This window comes from Ruegeria sp. YTSA072 (assembly GCF_059610285.1).
On the sequence record NZ_JBXWNI010000008.1, the window covers coordinates 55,242 to 80,061 of the forward strand.

Genomic DNA, 24,820 nt, shown 5'->3' on the forward strand with positions numbered 1-24,820 from the left:
CACTCTATCGCATCCGGGGCCCGTTGTGAACGGCTCAGGCCTGTTCCGTGATCGCACCGCGATCCGCCATAAAGCGGTGCAGGCGCTGCAGGCCCTCTTCGATGTCCGCCGTCGATCGCGCGTACGAGAACCGCAGCGTTGTATGACCGCGCAGCGGGTCGAAATCCAGCCCCGGCGTGACGGCTACCCACGCCTTTTCTAACACCTCGGCCGCAAAGGCCCGGCTGTCGTCGGTCAGGTCCGAGACGTCGGCGTAGACATAAAACGCCCCATCTGGCGGCGCGATATTGGTGAAACCGGCCTTGGGCAGCCCGTCCAGCATCAATTGGCGGTTGCGGCGATAAACATCCAGATTGGCCTGCAATTCATCGTTGCAGTCCATTGCCGCCAGCGCAGCCACTTGGCTGGCGTGCGGCGCACAGATGAACATGTTCTGAGCGATCCGCTCAACCACCCTCACCTGATCTTCGGGAACCACCATCCAGCCAACGCGCCACCCAGTCATCGAGAAATACTTGGAAAACGAGTTGATCACATAGCAGTCATCAGTCAGCTCCAGCGCGGTGACGGCCTTGGCCTCATATTCCAGCCCATGGTAAATCTCATCGCTGATGAACGAAGCGCCCTGCCCCTGTGCGGCGTCTATCAGCGAACCCATGGCTCTGTGATCCAGCATCGTGCCCGTGGGGTTCGCAGGCGACGCAACCATCAGGCCCTGCAGGTCGAGCCCTGCGAAATCGGATGGCACGGGTTGCAGCCGGTTCTCAGGTGCAGTGGGCAGATCGACAGGGACCAGACCTAACGCTTTCAGAATCTGCCGGTAAGACGGATAGCCCGGCGCGCCGATACCCACGCGGTCGCCGCTATCGAACAGGGCAGTGAATGCCAGCAGAAACCCGCCGGACGACCCTGGTGTAACCACGACGCGGTCGGGGTTGAGATCGACGTTGTACCACTCACCGTACAGGCTTGCGATCCGTTGCCGCAGCGCGGGCAGACCCAAAGCCACGGTATAGCCCAACGGACCTTGATCCATTTCTTTGGCCAAGGCCTGAACGGCCCCCTTGGGCGCGCCCGTCCCCGGCTGGCCGACCTCCATATGGATGATGTGCCGCCCTGCCTCTTCAGCGCGGCGCGCGGCCTCCATCACGTCCATCACGATGAAGGGATCGACCCCGGATCGGGTTGAGTTTCTCATGCCCATCTCCCATGTTGCAGCCATGGCTTTTGAACGCTTATCCAGGCTGGCGTCAATCCCGGCCCTGTTGCTGATTGCAGTGACATGGATGGGCAGTGCGTTTCAGTCCAGCGCTCAAAGCCTGATTCGCGACCCCGATATCGAGCACGGGTTGCGCGAACTGGCCTTTCCCATTCTGCGAGCCGCCGGGCTAAACACCAATCGGGTGAAAATTCTGGTCGTCAATGACAGTACATTCAACGCATTTGTCATTGATTACAACGCGATATACGTAAACTACGGGCTGATCCTGACCGTCGAAAGCCCCGAGATGCTGCAGGCCGTGATCGCGCATGAGGCGGCCCATATCGCCAATGGCCATCTTGCCAGACGGGTTGAAAACATGCGCGCCGCGCAGCGCAAAGCCCAGCTGGGCACGGCGCTGGCCCTGATCGCCGCAGCCGCAGGTGGTGGCGAGGCCGCAGCGGGAATCGCCGCCGGCACATCCGCGTCTGCCCTGCGCAGTTTCCTAGGACACACACGGGCCGAAGAGGCATCAGCCGACCGCAGTTCGGCCAGCTACCTGCGCGCGGCCGGGATCTCGCCCAGCGGGATGGTCGCCCTGCATCAAAAATTCGCTGGTCAAGAGTTGCTGAACACTGCCAACCAAGACCCTTATATGCGATCCCACTCCACCAGCCGCGAACGGCTGCGTGCCGCTGAGGCGTTTGTGGGCGAGTTTAGTGATCACGCGTCACCAAATCCCAACGCCGATTACTGGTTTGCGCGGGTCAAGGGCAAGCTATCGGCCTTCCTGCGTTCGCCGGGCTGGACCTTGCGCCGGTTGAAAGAGGAAAGCGCGCAGGACATCCGCCTGATGCGCGAAGCCGCCGCCCATCATCAGAACCGCGATTTGGCCCGCGCAAGGGCCGCAATCGACGGCGCGCTGGAAATCCGGCCCGATGATCCGTTCTTTTATGAGCTGAAAGGGCAAATTCTGCTGGAAAACAAAAAGTTGCCCGACGCAATTAAAGCTTACGACCAAGCAGTTGTGATGTCCCCGAATGATCCATTGCTTCTGGCGGGATACGGGCGCGCCTTGCTGGCTGATGGGCAGACGGCCGACGCCCTGAAGGTGCTTGAAAAGGCGCGCGCGCGGGACTATCGCAATGCACGACTGATGCAGGATCTTGGAATGGCTTACGCAAAGGTCGGAAGTAACGGCATGGCCTCGGTTGTGACCGCAGAACGCTATGCCCTGCAAGGCCGCCTGGTCGATGCAGGCATTCACGCAAAACGCGCCGTCGGGCAATTGCCCGAAGGTTCACCTGGTTGGCAACGGGCACAGGATGTGCTGATTGCCTCGGAACGAGCGAAGAAAAAGAAAAGGAACCGGAAATGATCCTCAGACATGCTGCACCCGCCCTTCTGGGGCTTTCCCTGATCACCGGCCCTGCGCAGGCCCTGGACCTGAGCACCATGAGCGATGCCGAACGCGAACAGTTCGGTGTGCAGGTGCGCGAGTACCTTCTGGAAAACCCCGAAGTGATCATCGAAGCGATCAACATTCTTGAACAGCGCAACGCTGTGGCCGAAGCTTCTGCTGACAAGGAACTGGTCGCCGCGAATGCGGACGAGCTGTTCAACGACGGCTATAGCTGGGTTGGCGGCAACCCCGATGGCGACATCACGCTGGTCGAATTCATGGACTACCGCTGCGGCTATTGTCGCCGCGCCGTGCCCGAAGTCGCGAGCCTGTTGGCCGAAGATGGCAACATCCGCCTTGTAATCAAGGAATTCCCGATCTTGGGCGACGCCTCGGTCCTGTCTTCGCGTTTTGCGGTCGCAACGAAACATGTGGCCGGCGCTGACGCTTACAAACAGGTCCATGACGCGCTGATGGAATTCGGTGGAGAGCCTTCCGAAGTCTCCCTGCGCCGTATCTCGGATGGCCTGGGCCTGGACAGCGATGCGATCATTGCGGCCATGGACAGCGAGCAGGTTACGGATGAAATCGGTCAGACCCGTGCCTTGGCGCAGCGTATGCAGATTTCGGGAACACCTTCATTTGTTCTGGGCACCGAAATGCTGCGCGGCTTCCTGCCAGCGGATCAGATGAAGCAGATTGCGGACGGTGTGCGCGCAGAACAGGGCTGATCAACAAAGAGCATCTCTCGCTCAGGTGCTCGTCACCCAATAGTCTAACAAGGTTTTCACAATGAAGCGTAGGGAAGTTCTGCTGTCCGGCGGGGCGATTGGGTTAATGAGCGTCACACAGCAACCTTTTGCCCAAGCTGGTTTGGGCTATTTTGTTCCCGCAGAAGAAACGCGGCACCAACGCACTTTTATGCAGTGGCCGGTAAGCCGTAACGTGTATCCAGATACCTACTTGCGTAATCTGGTGCAGCAAACGATCGCCGATATCGCCAATGCGATATCGGCATTTGAACCGGTGACGATGCTGGCTGCTGCCGAACACCATTCGGCAGCACGTGAAAAACTTTCAACGGAAGTTGAATTGTGGGACGTCCCAACCGAAGACCTTTGGTGCCGGGATTCCGGACCGATCTTTGTGATTTCAGACGCCGGCGACAGGGCCATCCGCAAAATCCAGTTCAATGGCTGGGGTAAGAAGCAAGCCCATAAACAGGATGCTCGTGTCGCTGGTCGCGTTGCCGAGCGACTGGGCCTGCCGCTCCTTCCGTCCGGCCTGAACGGTGAAGGTGGAGGTGTTGAGCAAGACGGGCACGGCCTGCTCATTGCGCATGAAAGCTCATGGGTGAATGACAATCGCAACCCTGGCCAGTCCCGTAACGAGATCGAAGCCAAACTTTTGGCCGCCTACGGAGCAAACCGCATGATTTGGTCCGAGGGTGTTTGGGGCGAGGACATCACCGACTACCACATCGACAGTTTGGCGCGCTTTACTGGCCCGGGTCGTGTTCTGGTCAACCTTCCGGACGAACCTGATTTTCAGGACCCCTTCCACCTTGCGGCATTGGACACGCATGACCGATTGGTCGCGGAAGGTTTACAAGTAGAGGTCATTCCGGAACCAGTCAGACGGCGGGTCAAAGATCCAGAGTTCGTGGCATCTTATGCAAACTACTATGTTTGCAATGGCGCGGTCATCATGGCCCAATTCGGTGACAAAGAAACCGACACCATCGCGCGCGATGCCCTGTCCCGACATTACCCGAGGCGCGAAGTTGTGGCACTAAACGTTGATATTCTAGGCGAATTTGGTGGCGGTATTCACTGCGCAACGCAACAAATGCCCGCCGTCTAACAAGACCCAAGGATCAGTGACATCAACTATTCAGCCGCCTCAGCCACGGCGTCCAGTTCCGCCGCCTTCTTCTCGACCTCTTCGACGATGTGATCAATCATCTGGTCGTTGGACATCTTGTGGCTGGCCTTGCCCGCCAGATAAACCATGCCCGATCCGGCCCCGCCGCCGGTGAAACCGACATCGGTCATCAGCGCCTCACCCGGCCCGTTCACTACGCAGCCGATGATCGACAGGCTCATAGGGGTTTTGATGTGTTCCAGCCGCTGTTCCAGCGCCTCGACCGTTTTAATCACGTCGAAGCCCTGCCGCGCGCAGGAGGGGCACGAGATGATGTTCACGCCGCGATGACGCAGGCCCAGAGATTTGAGTATCTCAAAGCCCACCTTGACCTCTTCGACCGGGTCAGCAGACAAGCTGACGCGGATCGTGTCGCCAATACCCATCCACAGCAAATTGCCCAGCCCAATGGCCGATTTGATGGTGCCAGACACCAGTCCGCCGGCCTCGGTGATGCCAAGGTGGATCGGCGCGTCCGTGGCCTCGGCAATACCCTGATAGGCCGCTGCGGACAGGAAAACGTCGCTGGCCTTCACGCTGATCTTGAATTCGTGAAAGTCGTTGTCCTGCAGGATGCGAATATGCTCCAATCCGCTTTCGACCATCGCCTCGGGGCATGGTTCGCCATATTTCTCAAGCAGGTGCTTTTCCAGACTACCGGCGTTCACCCCGATGCGGATCGAGCAATTATGGTCCTGCGCGGCCTTGATAACCTCTTTCACACGCTTTTCATCCCCGATATTGCCCGGGTTGATGCGCAGGCATGCGGCACCCGCTTCGGCAGCTTCGATACCGCGCCGATAGTGAAAGTGGATGTCGGCCACGATAGGAACCGGGCTTTCGCGCACGATCTCTTTTAGTGCTTTCGATGACGCCTCATCAGGGACGGAAATCCGCACGATATCGGCACCCGCCTCTGCTGCGGCCTGAACCTGCGCAATGGTCCCGGCAACGTCCGTTGTGAGGGTGTTTGTCATCGTCTGGACAGCAATGGGTGCGTCGCCCCCGACCGGAACATTCCCAACCATAATCTGGCGAGATTTGCGGCGGTAGATATTGCGCCACGGGCGGACATGATTAAGGGACATGAGGACGGGTCCAAAGCTGCCTGAGTTGCGTCTTTAAATAGTCCGCCTACCCGGCCACCGCAATGGCCAGATCACTCAGCCGGCGCTTCAGGTACTTCCGCCTGAAGTTCGGCCACCAATTGTTTGAGGGCGCTGTTCTGTTCGGCTTCCAGATCGGCGATCTCATAGCGTTCGGCAACCGCGTCCTTGGACAGCAGAACACCTTTGGTCACCGTGCCCGGCGCGCCAACAGGCCCGAAATGTTCACCATTCATCGAGAAATAAACGGAACCCGAAGCCCCTGCGCGCAGTTGCGGTGGTTCTTCGGTCAGCGGAATTTCGAATGTATTGCCCTGCTCGACCGTGCCCAATGTGCCTTCAAACAGAACGCTTCCATCGGCGGCGCGAATACGCATCCACGATGGCGCAACGGCCACGATTTTCAGTGCGGTATCAACTTGTTCAACAACCTGCGGCAATGCGAGGCGTTCAACTGTGTGCACCTCGGCCACTTCGATCCGGGGCGCCTCTGGCGGGCGGAACGTTCCGACAGTGCGAGGGTCCAATGTGGCAATCGGCGCGTCACGTGCCACAAGAACCGGAACATCCAGCGCCTGTGGGCGATAAAGACGATCCAGCGCCTCGGGGGTCGGTGCTGTGGATTCTGCTGCTTCGGCAAGTTCTACCGGAGCGCGGGCTGCATCCAACGGGTCGAGATCGGACAGAACCACCGGGGCCTGTTCAACCGGGCTCACCTGAACCTGTTGGATTTTGTTCAATACCGCCCAACCGCCATAGCCAATGCCACCAATCACCGCCAGCAGGACCAGAGACGACCCAATGGCGCGCGGCTCAATCTGGCTGACCAGAGATTCCCTACCTGGAATGTAAGGTGTATTCGGCGAGATGAACGGATCGCGCCCCATCGGACCCCGCGCGGGCAACCCGCCGGATGGTTTGCGCACAACCGAAGCCTCGGCTGACATACCATGGGCAACTTCGAAGCCGCTCTCGGCGCAGAAGGTGGCAAAAGTATCATCCGGGTTCATGCCCAGATAGCGCGCATAAGAACGCACATACCCGGCGATGAAGCCGGGTGTGTCAAACGCATCAGGATCAGCGTCTTCAATGGCAGCGATGTAGTTGGCCTTGATCCGCAGTTCGCGCTGAACATCCAGAAGAGACTTGCCCATCGTCGCGCGTTCGCCGCGCATCCTGTCGCCAAGCCGCACCTCATAGTCGTCAAAGCCCTTTGGCCGGACGTCCGTGTCTTGTTCGGAATCGCGCTGTGATCTGCGCCCAATCATTCCTGCTGCCCCATTCTGCCTTACGCGTGTTACACGCCAACGGCGAATCGCCTACCTAACGATTCGTGCGTCTCTTTTGTTAGCGTAAGCTTAACACGCGACAAATGCATTGCACACTTTGGCGTGAGGTTATCCTGCAAGTTCGGCGCGATTTAGCGCACAATGTGACCAAAGTTCGTCCATCGCATGGATCAGTCGGTTCATTTCACCCGGTCCGTGGACCGGTGACGGGGTAAAACGCAGGCGTTCCGTACCACGCGGCACGGTCGGGAAGTTGATGGGCTGGACGTAGATTCCATGGTCATCCAACAGCTTATCGCTAAGGATCTTGGTGTGCACCGGATTGCCAACGATCACCGGTACAATGTGGCTGCCGTGATCAATCAGCGGCAGACCCATCCCTTTCAGTCGCAGCTTGAGCACCTTGGCCTGAGTCTGGTGCTGCTCGCGCAATTCCGACGCACCCTTCAGATAGGCGACAGATGCGGCAGCACCTGCGGCAACGGCCGGCGGCAACGATGTCGTGAAGATGAAACCCGGCGCGTAAGAACGCACAGCGTCACACATTTTCTCACTGGCGGCGATATAGCCCCCCATCACGCCATAAGCCTTGGCCAATGTTCCGTTGATGATGTCGATGCGATGCGCCAAGCGATCACGTTCGGTCACGCCTCCACCACAGGGACCGTACATGCCGACCGCGTGCACCTCGTCGATATAGGTCAGCGCGCCAAATTCATCTGCCAGGTCGCAGATCTCTTCGATCGGGCCGAAATCGCCGTCCATCGAATATACCGACTCGAAAGCGATCAGTTTGGGTGTCGCAGGATCGTCGGCCTCAAGCAGCTCGCGCAGATGCGCGACGTCGTTGTGACGGAAGATTCGCTTGTCGCCGCCATTGCGGCGCACGCCTTCAATCATCGAGGCATGGTTCAGCGCGTCAGAATAAATGATCAGGCCCGGGAACAGCTTGGGCAACGTGCTGAGCGTCGCGTCATTGGCGATGTACGCGCTGGTGAACAGCAACGCCGCTTCTTTACCGTGCAAATCCGCCAACTCAGCTTCAAGTTGCTTGTGATAGACAGTGGTGCCCGAAATGTTGCGCGTTCCGCCGGAACCTGCACCGGCAGCATCAACGGCATCATGCATAGCATTCAGAACAACCGGGTTCTGGCCCATACCCAGATAGTCGTTTCCACACCACACCGTGATATTCTGCTGCGAGCCGTCCGGACGCGTCCGTACAGCATGCGGGAAATGACCGTTCTGGCGTTCGATATCAATAAAGGTCCGGTAACGACCTTCGTCATGCAGCCTGGCAATCGCTGAATCGAGCTGAGCAGTATAGTCCACCGGTTTCTCCTTCTGTGCCCGGCATTGACCTGCTGGTTGCCGAACCCGTTACTCCCCCAGATGACCATACATTCTGTCTCTGCGGTTTGCTTCCCCTTGAATGCCTTGAGTAGCGGCATTGTCGGAGTCGCGACATTGATTTGCATCAATTATCCCTGATCTTGCCACGGGACAAGTAAAGTTACGGCCATCAGACGCGAGGAAACGACGCAGGCGTTCCAAAGTCACATGTCCCGTTTCCGATAGTATACCCCAAATCCCGTCGATACGCACTGGACGGCACCGCCGGTGCTGATAGGTTCCGCACCAGTTCACGCCATTCAGGAGAGGCTCATGTCACTAGACGCTGTTCTGAGCAGGATCGACACCGATCTGTCCACGTCCATCGACCGTTTGATGGAATTTCTGCGCATCCCATCGATTTCGACCGACCCAGCCTACAAAGAGCAGGTTGATCAGGCCGCCGACTGGCTGGTCACAGACCTGCAAAGCATCGGCATTACGGCCGAAAAGCGCGAAACGCCGGGCCACCCGATGGTCGTTGGCCATGTGGGCGAGGGCAGCGACGGCCCGCATGTTTTGTTTTATGGCCACTACGACGTGCAACCTGTTGATCCACTGGAGCTTTGGAACCGTGACCCGTTCGACCCAGCGCTGGAAGATACTGACAACGGTCAGGTCATCCGCGGCCGCGGCTCGTCGGATGACAAAGGCCAGTTGATGACCTTTGTTGAGGCCTGCCGCGCATGGAAGGCGATCCACGGCACCCTACCCTGCCGCATCACGTTCTTCTTCGAAGGCGAAGAAGAATCCGGCTCACCCTCGTTGGTGCCGTTCCTCGAAGCCAACAAAGACGAATTGAAAGCCGATCTTGCGCTGGTTTGCGACACCTCGATGGTCTCGCGTGGCGTGCCCTCCATCGCCTCGCAATTGCGCGGCATGCTCAAGGATGAGTTCACTATCATCGGCCCACGCATCGATCTGCATTCCGGCCACTATGGCGGCCCGGGCTTGAATCCGCTGCGTGAGATGTCGAAGATCGTCGCCTCGTTCTACGATGACGAAACCGGTCGCGTGGCCGTTGACGGATTTTACGAAGGTGTACACGAAGTGCCCGCCGAGCAGCTGCGCCAATGGGAAAACTGCGGTTTTGATGAGGCGGAATACCTGAACTCGGTTGGCTATTCGCAACCCCATGGTGAAAAGGGCTATTCCACATTGGAACAGCAGTGGGCGCGTCCAACACTGGAAGTGAACGGTTTGTGGGGTGGCTACAATGGCGCGGGATCAAAAACCGTGATCCCGTCCGAAGCACATTGCAAGATCACCTGCCGGCTGGTCGGCGACATGGACCCCGATGCCCTGCGCGACAAGGTCCGTAAACATGTCGAAGATTGCCTGTCGCCCGACGCGAAAGTTGTCTGGGACAACGACCTTGAAGGTTCGCCCGCGTCGGTCATGAACCTCGACCGCCCGGAATTCGAAGCCGCGCGCGGCGCGCTGTCGGATGAATGGGACCGCGAGGCTGTCTTTACCGGCATGGGCGGCTCGATCCCGGTGGTTGGCTATTTCGATTCGGTTCTTGGATTGGACTCGATGCTCGTCGGCTATGCCAATGACGATGACGCCATCCACTCACCGAACGAAAAATATGACGTGAAAAGTTTCCACAAGGGTATTCGCTCGTGGGCGCGCATTCTGGATGCATTGAATAAATAAAATACTTGCGAGGCTCTGCCTCGCGCTCCGGGAAATTAAAAAGCCAGATGAAGGAAGGATCCTTACTTCATCTGGCTAAAATATTCTCAGGGGAGACGCCCGGCCCGGGCGGCGGGGACAGAGCCCCCATCCTTACATGTGAATCACACGCCCGTAGGCATCCAACACGCTTTCGTGCATCATTTCCGACAGAGTCGGGTGTGGGAAGACAGTGTTCATCAGGTCCTCCTCGGTGGTCTCCAATTGCCGTCCCACGACGTAACCCTGAATCAACTCGGTAACTTCCGCACCGATCATGTGTGCGCCCAGTAGTTCACCTGTCTTGGCGTCGAAAATCGTTTTGATTAGGCCTTCGGGCTCACCTAACGCAATGGCTTTGCCGTTGCCGATGAACGGAAACTTGCCAACCTTGATGTCATAGCCAAGCTCTTTCGCCTTGGCTTCGGTGTACCCCACCGATGCGACCTGAGGCTGACAGTAGGTGCAGCCGGCGATGCTTTCGGGTTTCACTGGATGAGCGTGTTTACCGGCAATCAATTCTGCAACCATGACACCTTCATGGCTGGCTTTGTGCGCCAGCCAGGGCGCGCCTGCGATATCACCGATGGCATAAAGGCCATCAACACCTGTGCGGCAGAATTCATCCGTGACGACATGGGTGCGGTCAATCTTGACGCCCAAGGCCTCGAGACCAAGGTTTTCAACGTTCCCAACAATCCCCACGGCCGAGATCACGGTGTCGAAGTCGTGCTTTTCGACCTTGCCCTTAACCTCAATATGCGCGGTGACCTTACCCTTGGCGCGGTCCAGTTGCTTGACCATCGCCTTTTCCATGATGGTCATGCCTTGTTTCGTAAAGGCCTTCTTAGCCAACGCGCTGATTTCTGCGTCCTCGACCGGCAGGACCCGGTCCATAACCTCGACCACGGTCGTGTCTGCGCCCAAGGTATTATAGAAGCTGGCGAATTCGATCCCAATTGCGCCGGACCCGATCACCAACAATTTTTTTGGCATCCGCGGCGGCTGGAGCGCGTGCTTGTAGGTCCAGACCAGATCGCCATCCGCTTCCAATCCGGGCAGTTCCCGCGCCCTCGCACCGGTGGCCAGAACGATGTTCTTGGCGGTCAGTTCCTCGGTACCCCTGTCGGTTTTGACGGTGACCTTGCCTTTAGCAGGGATCGTGGCCGCGCCCATGAAAACGGTCACTTTGTTCTTTTTCAACAGATGGCCAATGCCACCCGACAGCTGCGCCGCAACGCCGCGCGAACGCTTGACGACCGCATCCAGATCAAAACCGATCTTGTCAGCGCTCAGGCCGAAATCCTTGGCCCGCTCCATCAGATGGAACACTTCGGAGGTTCGCAGCAGCGCCTTGGTCGGGATACAGCCCCAGTTCAGGCAGATACCGCCTAAATGTTCGCGTTCGACCACGGCGGTTTTCAGGCCCAGTTGCGCGGCACGGATAGCGGCCACATAGCCACCGGGACCGGCGCCAATTACGATCAGATCAAAAGATTGTGCTGCCATGTTTCCCTCTCGGCGCAGGTCGATTCAGAAATTAGTTTACCATTAAACTAATTTTAAGAACGCATCAACATATTGCTCCCGCGACAAAACGGACGCAGGGTAAACCGGCGCGGAATGCGCAATTTTCAGCCTATACCGCGCGTGATCCTATGGCTAGAAGATACGCACCGGGACTGTCCGGACTTTGTGAAACCCAAGTCATTCGAAAGGCTTACCATGGCCAAAACGCTTAAAGATCTGTTGCTCGCCGTGCTGAATGCAACGCTTATCCTGATTGCACTATGCCTGTTTCTGGGGTGGAAGCTGGCTTCTACAGTCGACGACATTACCGTCAAGTTTGCCAAGAAGGTCCAGATCGTAGCGCCCCTGAAGGAAGACGTTCAAGGGATACGCGGTGAACTGACGGCATTGCGCAGCGACCTGTCATCCCTTCAACTTAGCGGAACAGCAGCCGATAGTGCCACCGCCCGAAAATTGTCTGAAGCTTTGGAAAAGCTGAATGATTTAGAGAATAACCTGCAAGCTGCGCAGGCGAGAATAGCCGAGTTGACCGACGCCCCGGACCAGTTAATTAACACTGCAATTGAAAATTCGGCCGACATTGTCGCCGACCGGATCATTGCAATCCGAGGCTGCGAGCCGGCGTCCTAGCCGGCTGTCTGCAGCTCGCGCACGGTCGCGCCGTATCCGCCCATGTCGACATAGGCGGCCTCGTGCTCGGTCATTGGGCGCGAGAGAGCGTCGTTGCGGTATGGGAACCGACCGAACTTGCGGATCACTTCGCGATGCGCCCTTGCGTGCAACAGGTTGCCGTCGTCGCCATCGGTCATGTTTTGACACATCAGGCGCACACAGCGTTCCTGGTCACACAGGTTTTCCGAATGCATCAATGGAAGATAAAAGAACTGGCGGGCCGGTTCGTCGATCTTCATATCCCACCCTTTGTCCACCGCACATTTCGCTGCTGACAACGCCGCGCGGTCTGAGGCGAAGGCCTCAGCGCTTCCTCGGAACATGTTGCGTGGAAACTGATCCATCAGGATGATGTATGCCAATGCACCGCTGGGATAGGTCAGCCAGAGAGAGAACTTGCCTTCACTCGCAGCCTCCCATGTGGCCAGGAACCTTTCGCGGATTTCTGCATCCAATGCGTCATCCTGCAGATACCAACCCTTGGGACCAACCTCATCCAACCAAAAACTCAATACATCTTCAGGACTTGCCATGCCCTTAACTCCGTCGTGTTTCCCCCCCAAGGGACTTAAATTCATTTAAGTGTGTTTTACAGAATTGTAACAGTAAATTATTGCAACACTTGCGACATAAATTCGTGTTCTAGGCAACATCTTGCGTTTCCTGCTCGGCTTCTGCGGCCTCAATGGCCACCTCCTGCGCCAATTCCATCACAACCGGAGACGCCGTTGGATAGAGCGGCGACATGGTGCCCGTTTCGTCGACCGGGATCGCCGCGCGCTGGGTCATACGGTAGAGCGCGTATCCCGCCATAACGACCAGCAGGATTGCGATGAAAAGGAAAAAGCCCGGAGGACCAAAGACCGCATCCCCCATGAGCCAACCGGTGATCAACGGGCCCGCAATGGCCCCCATGCCGTTGATGAACAAAAGCCCCCCTGACGCTGCGGCCATGTCTTCGTGTTCCAGAAAGTCATTCGCGTGCGCAATCAGCAATGAGTAAAGCGGGTTCGACATACCGCCGATCACAAAGGCCGCGCCCAGCAGGATTGGAAATGTCACACCGAAAACCAAGCCCACAACTGCCGCGCAGCTGCCGACCCCTGCAACAAGCATGATCAGGAAACGGCGATCCATGCGGTCGGACATCCATCCCAATGGATACTGCAAGACCAGAGCACCGATATAGAATGCGGCAATAAAAGTCGAAATCTCGACCAGCGTCAGACCCGCGCGGGCACCGTATACCGACGCCATCCCAAACTGTGCAGAGAACACGCCACCCAGAAGAAACATGCCAACACAGCCCAAGGGCGAATATCCGAACAATTCGCGCAAAGTCATCGGTTTGGTTGTGTCAAATGCAGGTGTCGGTGAGATCGACAAGAGAATTGGCGCAAAAGAGACCGAAACCAGAATGGAGGCGATTACAAAGGTATCGAACCCGGCCGGATCGCCCAAAAGAACCAAACCTTGTGCGCTGATGATGCCTGTCATCTGGAAGATCATGTAAAGAGACAGCGCCTGCCCACGGTTCTCGTTGCTGGCTGCATTGTTGAGCCAGCTTTCCGCAGTGACGTACACTCCGGAGAAACAGAACCCGATCACGACACGGCCCAGAATCCAGATAACCGGGTCGGTCATCAACGGATACATGATCATCACGGCAGAAATGAACGATGCCAGCGCGGCGAAGACCCGCACATGACCAACCCGTCTGATCATTTCAGGCGCAAGGCGTGATCCACCCAGGAAACCGACGAAATAGGCCGACATCACAAATGACATCTGAAGAGTCGAAAACCCCTCGATCTCGCCCCGGACACCCAGGATTGTCCCCTGAAGGCCGTTTCCGACCATCAACAGGCCCATACCAAGCAATAGCGCCCATGCGCTGGAAAGGACCTGAATCATTGGGGCCTCCGAAAAATTCCGACCTAGACTGTGACACCGTTTTGCAATCAAAAACGGCTTTGGTCATGCTTGTCTACGACATTGAAAAGATTCGATCCCGACAACACGTCCCTTACGGGATCAAAAGCGACGCATCCCCGTAAGAGAAGAACCGGTATTTCTGTTCAATCGCATGCGCGTACGCCTTCCGCATTCGCTCCTGCCCCATCAGGGCCGACACCAGCATCAACAAGGTGGATTTCGGCAGGTGGAAATTGGTCATCAACGCGTCGGTCACATGAAATTCGAAACCGGGGTAAATAAAGATATCCGTTTCACCTTCCCATGGTTCGATCTGGCCCGACCGGCTGGCGCTTTCGATTAGACGCAGGGCGGTGGTACCCACCGGGATGACCCTGCCCCCTGCGGCTTTGGTCTCGCGGATCTCTTGCGCGGCGGCGGTGCTGACACTGCCCCACTCAGCGTGCATCTTATGGGTCGTCACGTCCTCAACCTTGACCGGCAGAAACGTTCCCGCGCCCACATGCAGCGTGACATGAGTGACTGCGACACCGCGCGCGCCCAGCGCCTGCATCAACGCCTCATCAAAGTGCAGCGACGCCGTCGGGGCGGCAACTGCACCGGAATTGCGGGCCCAGATTGTCTGATAGTCCGTCTTGTCCTGCTCATCCGCAGGCCGCTTGGCGGCGATGTAGGGCGGCAGAGGCATTGCACCGGCCTGTTCCAACGCAGCATCAAAATCGTCGCCCGACAGATTGAACCGCAGATAGCCTTGCCCGTCCTCAACCCGCTCCAGCGTGGCGCTCAGATGATCCGAGAACTGAATGTCTTCGCCCAGCTTCACTTTCTTCAGCGGTTTGATCAGGGCCGCCCATGTGCCATCAGCCTGCGGGTCCAGCAAAGTCGCCTCGATTGCAGCAGACACCGGTCCTTGCGCACTGTCGCGATGGCGCCGTCCGTTCAGACGTGCGGGGATGACGCGCGTGTCGTTTAGCACCAATCTGTCACCCGGCTGCAACCAGTCGGGTAGATCAAAAACATGCGCATCCGAGATCGCGTCACCTTCGGCCACCAGCAGGCGCGCGGATGAGCGCGGGCTGGCGGGACGTGTGGCAATCCGGTCTTCGGGCAGATGGAAGTCAAAATCGCTGAGTTTCATAGCCGCGCCATACAATTCCGCATCGGAATCAGCAACAGCCCATCCGGGTCAATTGTCCCGTGGTGGAGAGCCAAAGGTCTTTTTGGGCTCATCCGGCTTTCTCGGCAGCGCGTTGGGGCCATCTGATACAGTCGGGGCCGGTGCGCGCAGTAAATTTCGTAGGAACAATGGTGCAAGGCCAGACAGCGGATTTACGGAAACCTTTGGCTTCGTAAGCGGCCCGGTCAGGCTGTAGTTGAACCCGATGACCCCCTCGCCTTTTTTTGTGAAAACACTTCCGATCGCGTTCACCAGATAGATCGGAGAGATCGCGCCACGCAGGTTTAGCATGCCCGCAACCGTGTCGATCGTGCCGTCAAAGGACAAGCCGATGGACGGGCCAACGGCGCTTCCACTGAGGACTTTGATTTCGGTCGGGGTGATCCGCATGCGGCTATCGATAGTCGAGAAAAATATCCCCTGCCCGGTCATCTCGTCCAAAAGTCCAACAAGACTGATCGCGTCTAACAGCGCGGCCATTGCGGGTGCGTCGGTAATGCGTGTGTTTAATATCTTGAGGATCACATCATAATTCCCCGGCGCGCTGACCGGTTCCAGTTGCAGATCCAAACTGCCGCCACGCGCCTGAGTGATCACACCAGCTGACCGTAGGACGGCCCCTGCGTCCTTCGACTTTATGTTCACGGCGCTACCGCTGTCGCGCGGGCTCACCTGACCGCTGACCGCCGTGCCGCCGTTTACATTTGCCGTAAAGGTGCCGTTCACCCCGCCTGTGGTTTGAAACGCGCCCCGGAACCCGGTCAGTGCAATGTCTTCGGTCACCTGCAGGCGGTCCAACAGAACATCGATCCTTGGACCGGGGCCTGACCCTCCTCCGCCACCGCCCTCGCCGAAGGTTGCGCGACCCAGATTCATGACACCGCCCTGAACGACGATATTGGGGACAGGTCCGCCGGTGTTGATCAGTTCGGCCGGCACCGCCAGCCAGTTGCCCAGATCAAACGAACTGAACCGTATCCGGTCAAAGGCACCCCCGTCCCGGAAGAAGATCGAGGCTTTAGTGCGCAGCCCCGCGACATCAAGCGTCAGATCATCCACGCCGGCCTTGTCACCTAACGTGGCGTCCAGTGTCATTTTACCAGTCGCAGCTGTCCCTTTGCGCCAGCCAAGTTCGGGAATCGCCATTCCGACCCCGGCGAGGTCCGAGGTCGCAGAGAGTGTGACCGGTTCATCCGCGCCGATTCCAACGGTGATATCCGCTGTGCCTTTCCCAGTCAGCATGCCCGGCGGCAGCGGCACCTTCAGCTCGTTCATCAGCAACGGCGACAGTTCGATCTGGCCCGTCAGTTCGCTGCGTTGAGGCCCCTCTCCGCCAATGGGCTGACGCCACGCGACCTGCATCGGCACTTGGCCGAACAAGCCATAGCCGTCGATCTCTACCTCGGTCTGATTGCCGGACAGGTTCAAAAGGTCAGCGCTGACGGAATAGTCAGGTACAAGTTTGTCGCTTTGCACATTGTCGATTTCACCGGTGTAGTGGAATTCGGTGTCGTGAAACTTCAGCCCCTTTTTCAGCGGCAATGACAAAGTGCCCGACAAGCTTACGTCACCAGCCGCCAAATCAACCGGCAAGTTGGCTTTAGACATCAGGCTTAGTGGTGGTCGGTCCAGCAGCGACAGGGCAGCCTCGACGCTGCCGCTCGCCTCGATCCGTGCAATCGCCGGTGTTCCGCCCTTGGCAGTTGTATCCGGGATGATGAACGAGGTTCCCGAGGCATCCACCGCGCCACCCTGATCGGCGATGACAACCCCTTTTTCAGCCGTGACGGTAAAGCGATCTTTCAGCAGGCTAAGCCGGCCCCGCCCGTCCTGGATCAGCGGCAAGGTCTTGGCAAACCTGATCTTGGCCTCATCGAACCCAAGGCCCAGATAGAGGTCCGGCTTACTGCCCGGATGCAAGCGTAGTGAAAACTCCACATCCGAAAACTGACCTTCGAACAGGTTTTCCGACACCCATTTCCGCGGGTTCGGCGCCAATCTTTCGGGCCAGTATCGCAACAGGTTCTCGGACCCCATCTTGTCCAGTTGCGCATCAAACGCGGCATCCCAGCCGTCGGGCTGGCCGATCAACCTGCCCGTTGCGTGCAATTCGTGCAGCGCATCGGTGATGGTTAACTGCCCCAGCTGCAGCTCGAACGGAGCCAGTTTGAGTTGAAAATCCATGTCCGCCCGCGCCGTTTCCAGCGATTCCGGGAACAGACCACCGGGGTAGATATCGATACTGTTCAGGGTCAGCTGTGACGTCAGGCTTTCAAGAACACCGTTTTCTACCCCGTTCAAATAGGCTTTGCCTTCGGCCTGCACGGCCCCCACATCGGACACGACCGAGGCCTCGTTGAATTCCAGAACATGACGCGCAGGGTCATAGGTGAAATAGGCGCGCGCGGATTCGAACCCGATCGGGCGCGTCTCAGGTCTGGGCTGCAGGACACCCTCGCCCAGATTCAACGTCGCGAAAAGCGGACCCAGCGCGGCCTGCCCATCTACACTGCCCCGTAACGCGCCGGAAATCGGAGCGTTGAGCACCTGCAACCACGCCAGAGCAACGCTTTGGGTGGCAATGTCTTCCGAGGGAAGATCGGTGATCGAAACCCCAAAACTCGCCTGAGGTGTACCAAGCACACTGGTATAGTTCGCCTCGATCGTGCTGGCGTAGTCGCGCCCGGTAAGAACCGAAAACCCGGTCGCCAGCCGCATTTCATCCCCGTCCCGGATGATCGAGATATGCCCGCCGTCAAACACCCAGGCCCGCCCTAACCGCAGATCCTGATAGTCCAACGTCAGCGATTCCAGATCGACCGCCCGCAATCCTGACAGAAACGGGGACAGGAACACATCATCCGATTCCTCGATAAGCTGTGCCAGCGTCGGGGCCTTTTGCACCGGGGCACTGCCTGACCCAACTGTCAGCGACAGCGCACCGTCCTCACCACGGGTCAAAGCAATCTGCGCGCCCAGCATAGTGATCCGTCGTGGTCTGATCTTACCGCGCAGCAATTCACGCATCGATAGGCGTGTCCGCAAATCCGAAATCTGAGCGATCTGACGCCCTGCCGCATCGCTGATGGTCATATCCGTCAATCGGATACGCGGGCGCCACTTATCATTGACGATAAAGCTGGCGTCCCCAAAGGTGAATTTCAGACCGCCAAGGCTGCGTTCCAGACGCGCTTCTACTTTCTGTGTGACCCAATCCGGCGCGTGCAGCTGTTTTCCGATCAGAAAGAACCAGCCCGCTCCGACCAGCAGGCACATTAAAAACAGGGTTCCAATGCTCCAGCGCGCGGCGATACGACGGCGTGACCGGCGGCGGACAGGCGTCTCGGGCCGGTCGCCACTTGCGTCTTCGTGCTGAGCCAATTTTTTATCCAAGTCTTTCAACCCGCTCGCGTCGCCCTATTATGCCGGGCAGCACTTAAAATCCTTTAGCGGAGTTTCCAATGCCCGACGTGACAGACATCGCCCCTGATTTCACATTACCCCGCGACGGCGGCGGCGAAGTGACCCTTTCGGACCTGCGCGGCGGTGCCGTCGTTCTGTTTTTCTATCCCCGCGATGATACGCCGGGCTGCACCAAGGAATCCATCGGTTTCTCGGAACAACTTCAGACCTTTGGTGATGCGGGTGCTCAAGTTTTCGGCATCTCTCGGGACAGCGTCGCCAAGCACGACAAATTTGTCGCCAAGCACAGCCTGACGACCCCGCTGTTGTCGGACGAAGGGTCTTCGGTCTGCGAGAACTATGGCGTCTGGGTTGAAAAGAACATGTACGGCAAGAAATCCATGGGAATTCAGCGCACGACCTTTCTGATCGACGGCGAAGGCAAGATCGCCAGGGTCTGGCGCAAAGTCAAAGTCCCTGGCCATGTGGACGAGGTGCTTGAGGCTGCGCGCGCCCTGTAACCCTCTCGACCATGGCTGCCATCCGGTTTAAGAGCCGTCCACCTCAATCAGCGGAGACAACGCGGTGTCCAAAACACTGACTCAGATGGCGACCGAAGTCCTGACAACAGCGGATGGTCGTGAAAAGACCACTTTGTCCAAGCGCCATGCCGCAGCCTGGTTCGCTTCGCGCAAGGGCGACGCGCCTGAGATTGAGGTGGGAACCGCAACTCCGCCGCTGAACCCGGCCCGCCCGGAAAAGCCCGAGCTGCTGTCGCCGCGTGAGGTTCCAAAGCGCAAGCCCGGGACCGAGGCTGGGCGTATTGCCCTGCTTCACGCAGTTGCGCATATCGAGCTGAACGCCGTTGACCTGCATTGGGATATCATCGCGCGATTTGGCCACGTGCCGATGCCGATCGGGTTTTATGATGACTGGGTCAAATGTGCCGAAGAAGAATCGCGGCATTTTGAGATGGTCTGTGACTGTCTGGAAAGCATGGGCAGCCACTATGGCGCCCTACCCGCGCATGCTGGAATGTGGCGCGCGGCCGAAGACACCGCCGAAGACCTGATGGGACGGCTGGCGGTTGTCCCCATGGTGCTTGAGGCGCGCGGGTTGGACGTGACACCCGGCATGATCAACATATTCCGCAAGGCAAAGGCCGAACAGGCAATCGCCGCGCTCGAGGTCATCTATGCCGAAGAAGTGGGCCATGTGGCTTATGGATCAAAATGGTTCCATTTCCTTTGTGGGCGTGAAAACGCGGATCCCAAGGATGTGTTTCACCAATTGGTACGCCAGTATTTCCATGGGGTCCTGAAGCCCCCGTTTAACGAAGAAAAACGGGCCGAGGCTGGCCTGCCGCCGGATTTCTACTGGCCTCTGACGGAAGACTTGCCATTGCCGGGACCGACGCAATAACGGGCTTAAGTTGAAGGTATCGGCAATTTCTCGCCTAGAATCGGCGGCAAAGACCAGTAACGCAGGGTCGGTAAGTTAACAAACTTGCCCAAAACAAAATGCCGCTTTATGCACTTCGCCCAAGGGACGGCTATCACTCACGACCGCTCCCGATCATGGGGATGGAGAGGTAAGACGCGTGAGAACACGTCTGGCAATCAAATTACATTCATTGTTCGAGCGGCATTTTCCCGAACGCCGTGTCTTTCTGAAATCAGACAATGATACACGATTCATTCGGCTAAGCTCGGAAACGCAAGTTGTCGCCGTCGCTGGCGTTGCACTGTTCGTGGGTTGGACAGCCGTTGCGACCGCGATCCTTCTGATGGACAGCATCGGGTCGGGCAACTTTCGGGAACAGGCAAAACGCGATCAGGCGACCTATCAGGAACGTCTGAATATCATGTCCTCAGAACGGGACATGCGCGCGCAAGAGGCTCTGGCAGCTCAGGACCGGTTCAACGCAGCGCTTGAGCAGATTTCGGCCATGCAGTCAGAATTGTTGGCATCAGAAAACCGCCGCCGCGAGCTTGAGACCGGGATCGAAGTTATCCAGACTACACTGCGCGCCACTATGAAACAGCGCGAAGAAGCGCGGACAGAGCTGGTCAAGCTTGAGCAGGAAGCGGGCGAAGGCGACATGTACATGGCCGCCGTTGCCAACCCCGAGCAGATGAACTTTATGACCGAGGCGCTGTCCCGCACCGCTGAGGAACGCGACCAGATTGCCGCCAATGCGAAGGACGCGCTGGAACAGCGTGACGATCTTGAGTTGGAAATCCGGCTGATGCAGGAACGCAGCGACGAGATCTTCCGCCAGTTGGAAGAGGCGATGGTGATCTCGGTCGAACCACTGGACAAGATGTTCCGTCAGGCCGGCATGCCCACCGACCGCATCATCGAAGAAGTTCGCCGTGGCTATAGCGGCATGGGCGGCCCCCTAACCCCTATTTCTTTTAGCACGCGCGGTGAGGAACTGACCCCCGACGAGATCCGCGCAAATACTCTGTTGCAACAGATGGATCAGTTGAACCTGTATCGAATTGCAGCAGAGAAAGCGCCGTTTGCAAGCCCCGTCAATTCCGTCGTGCGATTCACGAGCGGTTACGGGACGCGCCGCGACCCCAAGACAGGTGGTCGCCGCATGCATAACGGCGCCGATTTCGCCGGTGCCCATGGCACCGACATTTTTGCCACCGCCGACGGTGTGGTCACCCATGCCGGCTGGCAGTCCGGGTTTGGACGGCTGGTAAAAATCAAGCACGCGTTCGGAATTGAGACACTTTATGCCCATAACACGAAGATACGCGTGAAGGTTGGTCAAAGGGTCTCGCGCGGGGATCATATTGCTGATATGGGTAGCACCGGACGGTCGACCGGCACGCACCTGCACTATGAAGTTCGCGTGAATGGAAAACCTGTTAACCCAATGACTTACATCAAGGCTGCGAGAAATGTTTTCTAAGAGCAAAATCAACGAGCCCTCGTCCACTGCACCCGAGGCGGCAAAACCCGCTGCACCGGCGACACCGGCGGCCCCTGCACCGGCAGAAAACAAGGCCAGCACTGCGCCCAAGCCCAAGCCACCGGCATCGGTTCTGTCTTCGGACCTGCACATCACGGGCAACCTGAAGACCTCGGGCGATATCCAGGTCGAAGGCACTGTCGAAGGCGACATCCGTGCGCATCTGCTGACAATCGGTGAGACCGCCACCATCAAAGGCGAAGTCACTGCCGATGATGTCGTGATAAACGGCCGCATCGTGGGCCGTGTCCGTGGCTTGAAAGTTCGCCTGACCTCGTCCGCACGTGTCGAAGGCGACATCATCCACAAGACCATCGCGATCGAAAGCGGTGCGCATTTCGAAGGATCGGTTCAGCGTCAGGACGACCCCCTGAACCCGGGCCGCAGCGGCAAGGCGGGTGCCAACCCGGCGGCCGAGGTCAAGCAGTAACGCGGACCACTGTCCAAAGTTTCAAACGCCGCGGGGAAACCTGCGGCGTTTTTCATTTGACGGGGACGATTGAGTTTTCCGGTTCCAACCGCCCGGCGCGTCCTTATAGTGACCTTTATGTTGTTCTTTTTCACCGCCTTGGCGCTTATCGCCGGTTTCGTACTGTATCGCTACTGGTCCAAGTCCCGGGCGCGCCAACAGCTTTTGTCCACGCCCCTGACAGACCACCAACGCATCCTCATCGAACAGCAAGTGCCTCTGATCCGCCGCCTGCCCCTTGACCTGCGTGTCAAACTGGATGGCAAAGTGAATCTGTTTCTGGATCAGGTTCGTTTCTTTGGTTGCGACGGGCTGGACGTAACCGAGGAGATGGAACTGGCCATCGCCGCGCAGGCCTGTCTGCTTATTGTAAACAGCGATCTTTGGTATGAAAACCTGACAACGATCCTGATCTACCCGAACGCTTTTAAGTCTCGGCAGCGCCGACAGGAAGGATACGTCGTCAGCGAGAAAGAAATCGTGCGCACCGGTGAAAGCTGGGACCGGGGACCGGTTATTCTCTCCTGGACCCACAGCAGACTTGGCGCGCTGAATGACCATGACGGGCAGAACGTCGTACTGCATGAGTTCGCCCACCAGATAGACGATCTGTCCGGTGGCACCAACGGTGTTCCGATCCTGAGCGACGGGCAAAGCTTTGCTGAATGGGAGCGTGTCTTTCTGACCGCTTACGACACTCTAGTCCGTGCCGTCGAAAGCGGGCGGCGCACGGTAATCGACGCCTATGGTGCAACCGGCCATGAAGAGTTCTTTGCCGTTTCCGTCGAGGTATTCTTTGAAAAACCCGGCGACCTCAAATCCGAAGCACCGGAAGTCTATGACCAACTTGCCAAACTGTTCCGACTGGACCCGGTTACCTGGGGTTAGGCGCGCTTAGGCTCCCACCGCCTCACTCCTGACCACTGCCAGTGAAATTTCCCCTTATCCAAACATTTCACAAAACATCATTTTCGAATTAGTCTTAAATTAGTGTTTTCAGGAGGATTTTTCATGTCATCAAAACTCATGGCCGAGTTCTTCGGTACGTTCTGGTTGGTTCTGGGCGGTTGCGGCAGCGCCGTTCTGGCCGCCGGGGTCGCCGATGTGGGCATCGGTTGGCTGGGCGTTTCCTTTGCCTTCGGCCTCACCGTTCTGACGATGGCCTATGCCGTCGGGCATATCTCGGGCGGCCATTTCAATCCTGCAGTCAGCCTTGGGCTGATGATCGGGGGACGGTTTCCGGCGAAGGACCTTATCCCTTATTGGATCGCTCAGGTCATCGGCGCAATTGCTGCGGCTGCTGTCTTGTATCTAATCGTCAGCGGCGCGCCCGGCTTTGACGGCGTGGGTGGGTTTGCCTCGAACGGCTATGGTGAGGCATCACCCGAGGGCTATTCAATGATGTCCGCTCTGGTGATCGAGATCGTCATGACTGCGTTCTTCATCATCATCATCCTGGGGGCCACTTCCAGCGGCGCTCCTGCCGGGTTCGGCCCCATCGCCATCGGGCTTGGTTTGACATTGATCCACCTGATCTCGATCCCGGTGACCAACACATCGGTCAACCCGGCCCGGTCCACAGGGGTTGCTTTGTTCGCGGACGCGCCTGCCCTTGGGCAGCTCTGGCTGTTCTGGGTTGCACCCCTGATCGGTGGCGCAATCGGCGCATTGATCTGGAAGGCGATGACAACAGACGACTAAAGGCCAAGCGGGGGATTATTTCCCCCGCTTTCCTCTTCCTAAGCTATCATCCCTGACGAGACGACGCGAAACCAGGGAGGTAGACATGCTTCGAACACTGATGGTCACTTCGATGACGTTGACCGCGACAGCGGGACTGGCACAGGATGCTTGGCTGACAATCCCCGAAACGCCTGCCATGCCCGAGGCCGCGTCCAGTGGTACCGCCAGCGTGAATGGCATAGATATGTATTACGCCACCTATGGATCGGCAGAGGGCACGCCCGTGCTGCTAATCCATGGCGGTCTGGCGCATGGCGAAATCTGGGCAGCGCAAGTGGCTGATCTGGCCAGTGACCACAGCGTGATTGTGGCGGATACGCGGGGGCACGGCCGTTCAACCAATGACGGCAGCACCTACAGCTACGAACTGTTGGCGCAGGACTATCTGGCGCTGCTGGATCATCTGAATGTTGAGCAAGGAAATCTGGTCGGATGGTCTGACGGTGCCAACATTGGCTACACGATCTCGACCACGGCGCCGGATCGTCTTGCCAGCCATTTCGCCCATGCGGGCAACGTTACTTTGGATGGGATTGACCCTTCAGTCGAAACCAACGAAGTCTTTGGAACTTACGTCGGGATGATGGCCGGGGACTATGCCGCCATGTCCCCCACTCCGGACGGGTTCGAAGCGTTTCTGGGCGGTGTCGCAGCCATGTGGGCGACGGAAAAGCCCGGAGGGCTTGAGGGGCTGCAATCCGTAACCGTGCCCACTCTGGTCGTGCAGAGCGAACATGACGAAGCAATTCTGACCGAACACTCACAGGCGATTACCGAGGCGATCCCGGACGCTGAACTATTGATTTTGAAAGACGTCAGTCACTTTGCGTCATTTCAGGATCCGGATACTTACACGCAAGCGACCCGAAACTTCATCGATCAATGACGAGAAACCCGGCGCTGGAGTAAGCGCCGG

General features: G+C 57.9%; 21 protein-coding genes. 12 read left to right on the forward strand and 9 right to left on the reverse strand.

All coding sequences use genetic code 11. The features are described 5' to 3' along the window. Nucleotides 1–34 precede the first annotated feature (34 nt). Nucleotides 35–1,198, reverse strand: coding sequence for a pyridoxal phosphate-dependent aminotransferase (locus AC2FIB_RS14410; RefSeq protein ID WP_496735808.1), 1,164 nt, complete (start codon nt 1,196–1,198; stop codon nt 35–37). Between AC2FIB_RS14410 and AC2FIB_RS14415 the strand changes: the two genes are divergently transcribed. The 3 genes from AC2FIB_RS14415 (at nt 1,197) to AC2FIB_RS14425 (ending at nt 4,466) form a co-directional block, all read left to right on the forward strand. Further along, nucleotides 1,197–2,579, forward strand: coding sequence for a M48 family metalloprotease (locus tag AC2FIB_RS14415; protein ID WP_496735809.1), 1,383 nt, complete (start codon nt 1,197–1,199; stop codon nt 2,577–2,579). The two genes, AC2FIB_RS14410 and AC2FIB_RS14415, sit on opposite strands and share 2 nt — an antisense overlap. Further along, on the forward strand, nt 2,576–3,334 hold the full coding sequence (locus AC2FIB_RS14420) for a DsbA family protein (RefSeq protein ID WP_108860388.1): 759 nt from the start codon (nt 2,576–2,578) through the stop codon (nt 3,332–3,334). The genes AC2FIB_RS14415 and AC2FIB_RS14420 overlap by 4 nt, the downstream gene beginning before the upstream one ends. 61 nt (nt 3,335–3,395) lie before the next feature. Continuing rightward, nucleotides 3,396–4,466: an agmatine deiminase family protein gene (locus tag AC2FIB_RS14425; protein WP_496735811.1), complete on the forward strand. Its 1,071-nt coding sequence runs from the start codon at nt 3,396–3,398 to the stop codon at nt 4,464–4,466. A gap of 26 nt (nt 4,467–4,492) precedes the next feature. Here AC2FIB_RS14425 and ispG read toward each other — a convergent pair whose 3' ends face one another. The 3 genes from ispG to hemA all read right to left on the reverse strand — a co-directional run bounded on the left by ispG (nt 4,493) and on the right by hemA (nt 8,253). Next, complete coding sequence (gene ispG / locus AC2FIB_RS14430; RefSeq protein ID WP_108860386.1) at nt 4,493–5,614, reverse strand: flavodoxin-dependent (E)-4-hydroxy-3-methylbut-2-enyl-diphosphate synthase; 1,122 nt, start codon at nt 5,612–5,614, stop codon at nt 4,493–4,495. Between the two features lie 71 nt (nt 5,615–5,685). Next, nucleotides 5,686–6,900: a helix-turn-helix domain-containing protein gene (locus AC2FIB_RS14435; protein WP_496842289.1), complete on the reverse strand. Its 1,215-nt coding sequence runs from the start codon at nt 6,898–6,900 to the stop codon at nt 5,686–5,688. 129 nt (nt 6,901–7,029) lie between these two features. Then, a complete protein-coding gene (gene hemA / locus AC2FIB_RS14440) occupies nt 7,030–8,253 on the reverse strand; it encodes a 5-aminolevulinate synthase (protein WP_496767004.1) in 1,224 nt (407 codons plus the stop codon). Between the two features lie 333 nt (nt 8,254–8,586). On the opposite strand from hemA, the gene AC2FIB_RS14445 reads away from it, so the two are divergent. Then, a complete protein-coding gene (locus AC2FIB_RS14445; protein ID WP_496842290.1) occupies nt 8,587–9,972 on the forward strand; it encodes a dipeptidase in 1,386 nt (461 codons plus the stop codon). A gap of 132 nt (nt 9,973–10,104) precedes the next feature. Here the strand turns inward: AC2FIB_RS14445 and lpdA are convergent, their stop codons facing one another. Next, nucleotides 10,105–11,499 (reverse strand): dihydrolipoyl dehydrogenase, encoded by a 1,395-nt coding sequence (gene lpdA, locus AC2FIB_RS14450; protein ID WP_496842291.1) that lies wholly within the window; start codon nt 11,497–11,499, stop codon nt 10,105–10,107. Nucleotides 11,500–11,715: 216 nt separating this feature from the next. Here lpdA and AC2FIB_RS14455 point away from each other — a divergent pair, with 216 nt between their 5' ends. Beyond that, a complete protein-coding gene (locus tag AC2FIB_RS14455) occupies nt 11,716–12,150 on the forward strand; it encodes a hypothetical protein (RefSeq protein WP_496842292.1) in 435 nt (144 codons plus the stop codon). Here the strand turns inward: AC2FIB_RS14455 and AC2FIB_RS14460 are convergent. The 4 genes from AC2FIB_RS14460 to AC2FIB_RS14475 form a co-directional block, all read right to left on the reverse strand. Beyond that, a complete protein-coding gene (locus AC2FIB_RS14460; protein WP_496735822.1) occupies nt 12,147–12,725 on the reverse strand; it encodes a DUF924 family protein in 579 nt (192 codons plus the stop codon). The genes AC2FIB_RS14455 and AC2FIB_RS14460 overlap by 4 nt on opposite strands. Nucleotides 12,726–12,834: 109 nt before the next feature. Then, a complete protein-coding gene (locus tag AC2FIB_RS14465) occupies nt 12,835–14,106 on the reverse strand; it encodes an MFS transporter (RefSeq protein WP_058273985.1) in 1,272 nt (423 codons plus the stop codon). 112 nt (nt 14,107–14,218) lie between these two features. Then, nucleotides 14,219–15,265: a tRNA preQ1(34) S-adenosylmethionine ribosyltransferase-isomerase QueA gene (gene queA / locus AC2FIB_RS14470; RefSeq protein WP_496735824.1), complete on the reverse strand. Its 1,047-nt coding sequence runs from the start codon at nt 15,263–15,265 to the stop codon at nt 14,219–14,221. A gap of 48 nt (nt 15,266–15,313) precedes the next feature. Beyond that, nucleotides 15,314–18,697 carry a YhdP family protein gene (locus tag AC2FIB_RS14475; RefSeq protein ID WP_496842294.1) on the reverse strand — a complete coding sequence of 1,128 codons (3,384 nt, stop codon included), beginning with the start codon at nt 18,695–18,697 and terminating at the stop codon, nt 15,314–15,316. 68 nt (nt 18,698–18,765) lie between these two features. Between AC2FIB_RS14475 and AC2FIB_RS14480 the strand changes: the two genes are divergently transcribed. From AC2FIB_RS14480 to AC2FIB_RS14510, 7 genes are all read left to right on the forward strand, one after another. Then, nucleotides 18,766–19,227 carry a peroxiredoxin gene (locus AC2FIB_RS14480; protein ID WP_496842295.1) on the forward strand — a complete coding sequence of 154 codons (462 nt, stop codon included), beginning with the start codon at nt 18,766–18,768 and terminating at the stop codon, nt 19,225–19,227. Nucleotides 19,228–19,312: 85 nt separating this feature from the next. Further along, entirely contained in the window at nt 19,313–20,128 is an 816-nt protein-coding gene (locus tag AC2FIB_RS14485) for a ferritin-like domain-containing protein (RefSeq protein WP_496735977.1), read from the forward strand. Between the two features lie 178 nt (nt 20,129–20,306). Then, the gene (locus AC2FIB_RS14490; RefSeq protein ID WP_496735829.1) at nt 20,307–21,632 is read left to right on the forward strand and encodes a DUF5930 domain-containing protein; all 1,326 of its coding nucleotides are present in this window, start codon (nt 20,307–20,309) and stop codon (nt 21,630–21,632) included. Further along, nucleotides 21,622–22,122 carry a bactofilin family protein gene (locus tag AC2FIB_RS14495; RefSeq protein ID WP_058273990.1) on the forward strand — a complete coding sequence of 167 codons (501 nt, stop codon included), beginning with the start codon at nt 21,622–21,624 and terminating at the stop codon, nt 22,120–22,122. The genes AC2FIB_RS14490 and AC2FIB_RS14495 overlap by 11 nt, the downstream gene beginning before the upstream one ends. A gap of 117 nt (nt 22,123–22,239) precedes the next feature. Continuing rightward, the gene (locus tag AC2FIB_RS14500; RefSeq protein WP_496735831.1) at nt 22,240–23,049 is read left to right on the forward strand and encodes a M90 family metallopeptidase; all 810 of its coding nucleotides are present in this window, start codon (nt 22,240–22,242) and stop codon (nt 23,047–23,049) included. Between the two features lie 123 nt (nt 23,050–23,172). Continuing rightward, nucleotides 23,173–23,862, forward strand: coding sequence for an aquaporin Z (gene aqpZ, locus AC2FIB_RS14505; RefSeq protein WP_496723385.1), 690 nt, complete (start codon nt 23,173–23,175; stop codon nt 23,860–23,862). Between the two features lie 85 nt (nt 23,863–23,947). Further along, nucleotides 23,948–24,790 carry an alpha/beta fold hydrolase gene (locus tag AC2FIB_RS14510; RefSeq protein ID WP_496842297.1) on the forward strand — a complete coding sequence of 281 codons (843 nt, stop codon included), beginning with the start codon at nt 23,948–23,950 and terminating at the stop codon, nt 24,788–24,790. The last annotated feature ends 30 nt before the right edge of the window (nt 24,791–24,820 follow it).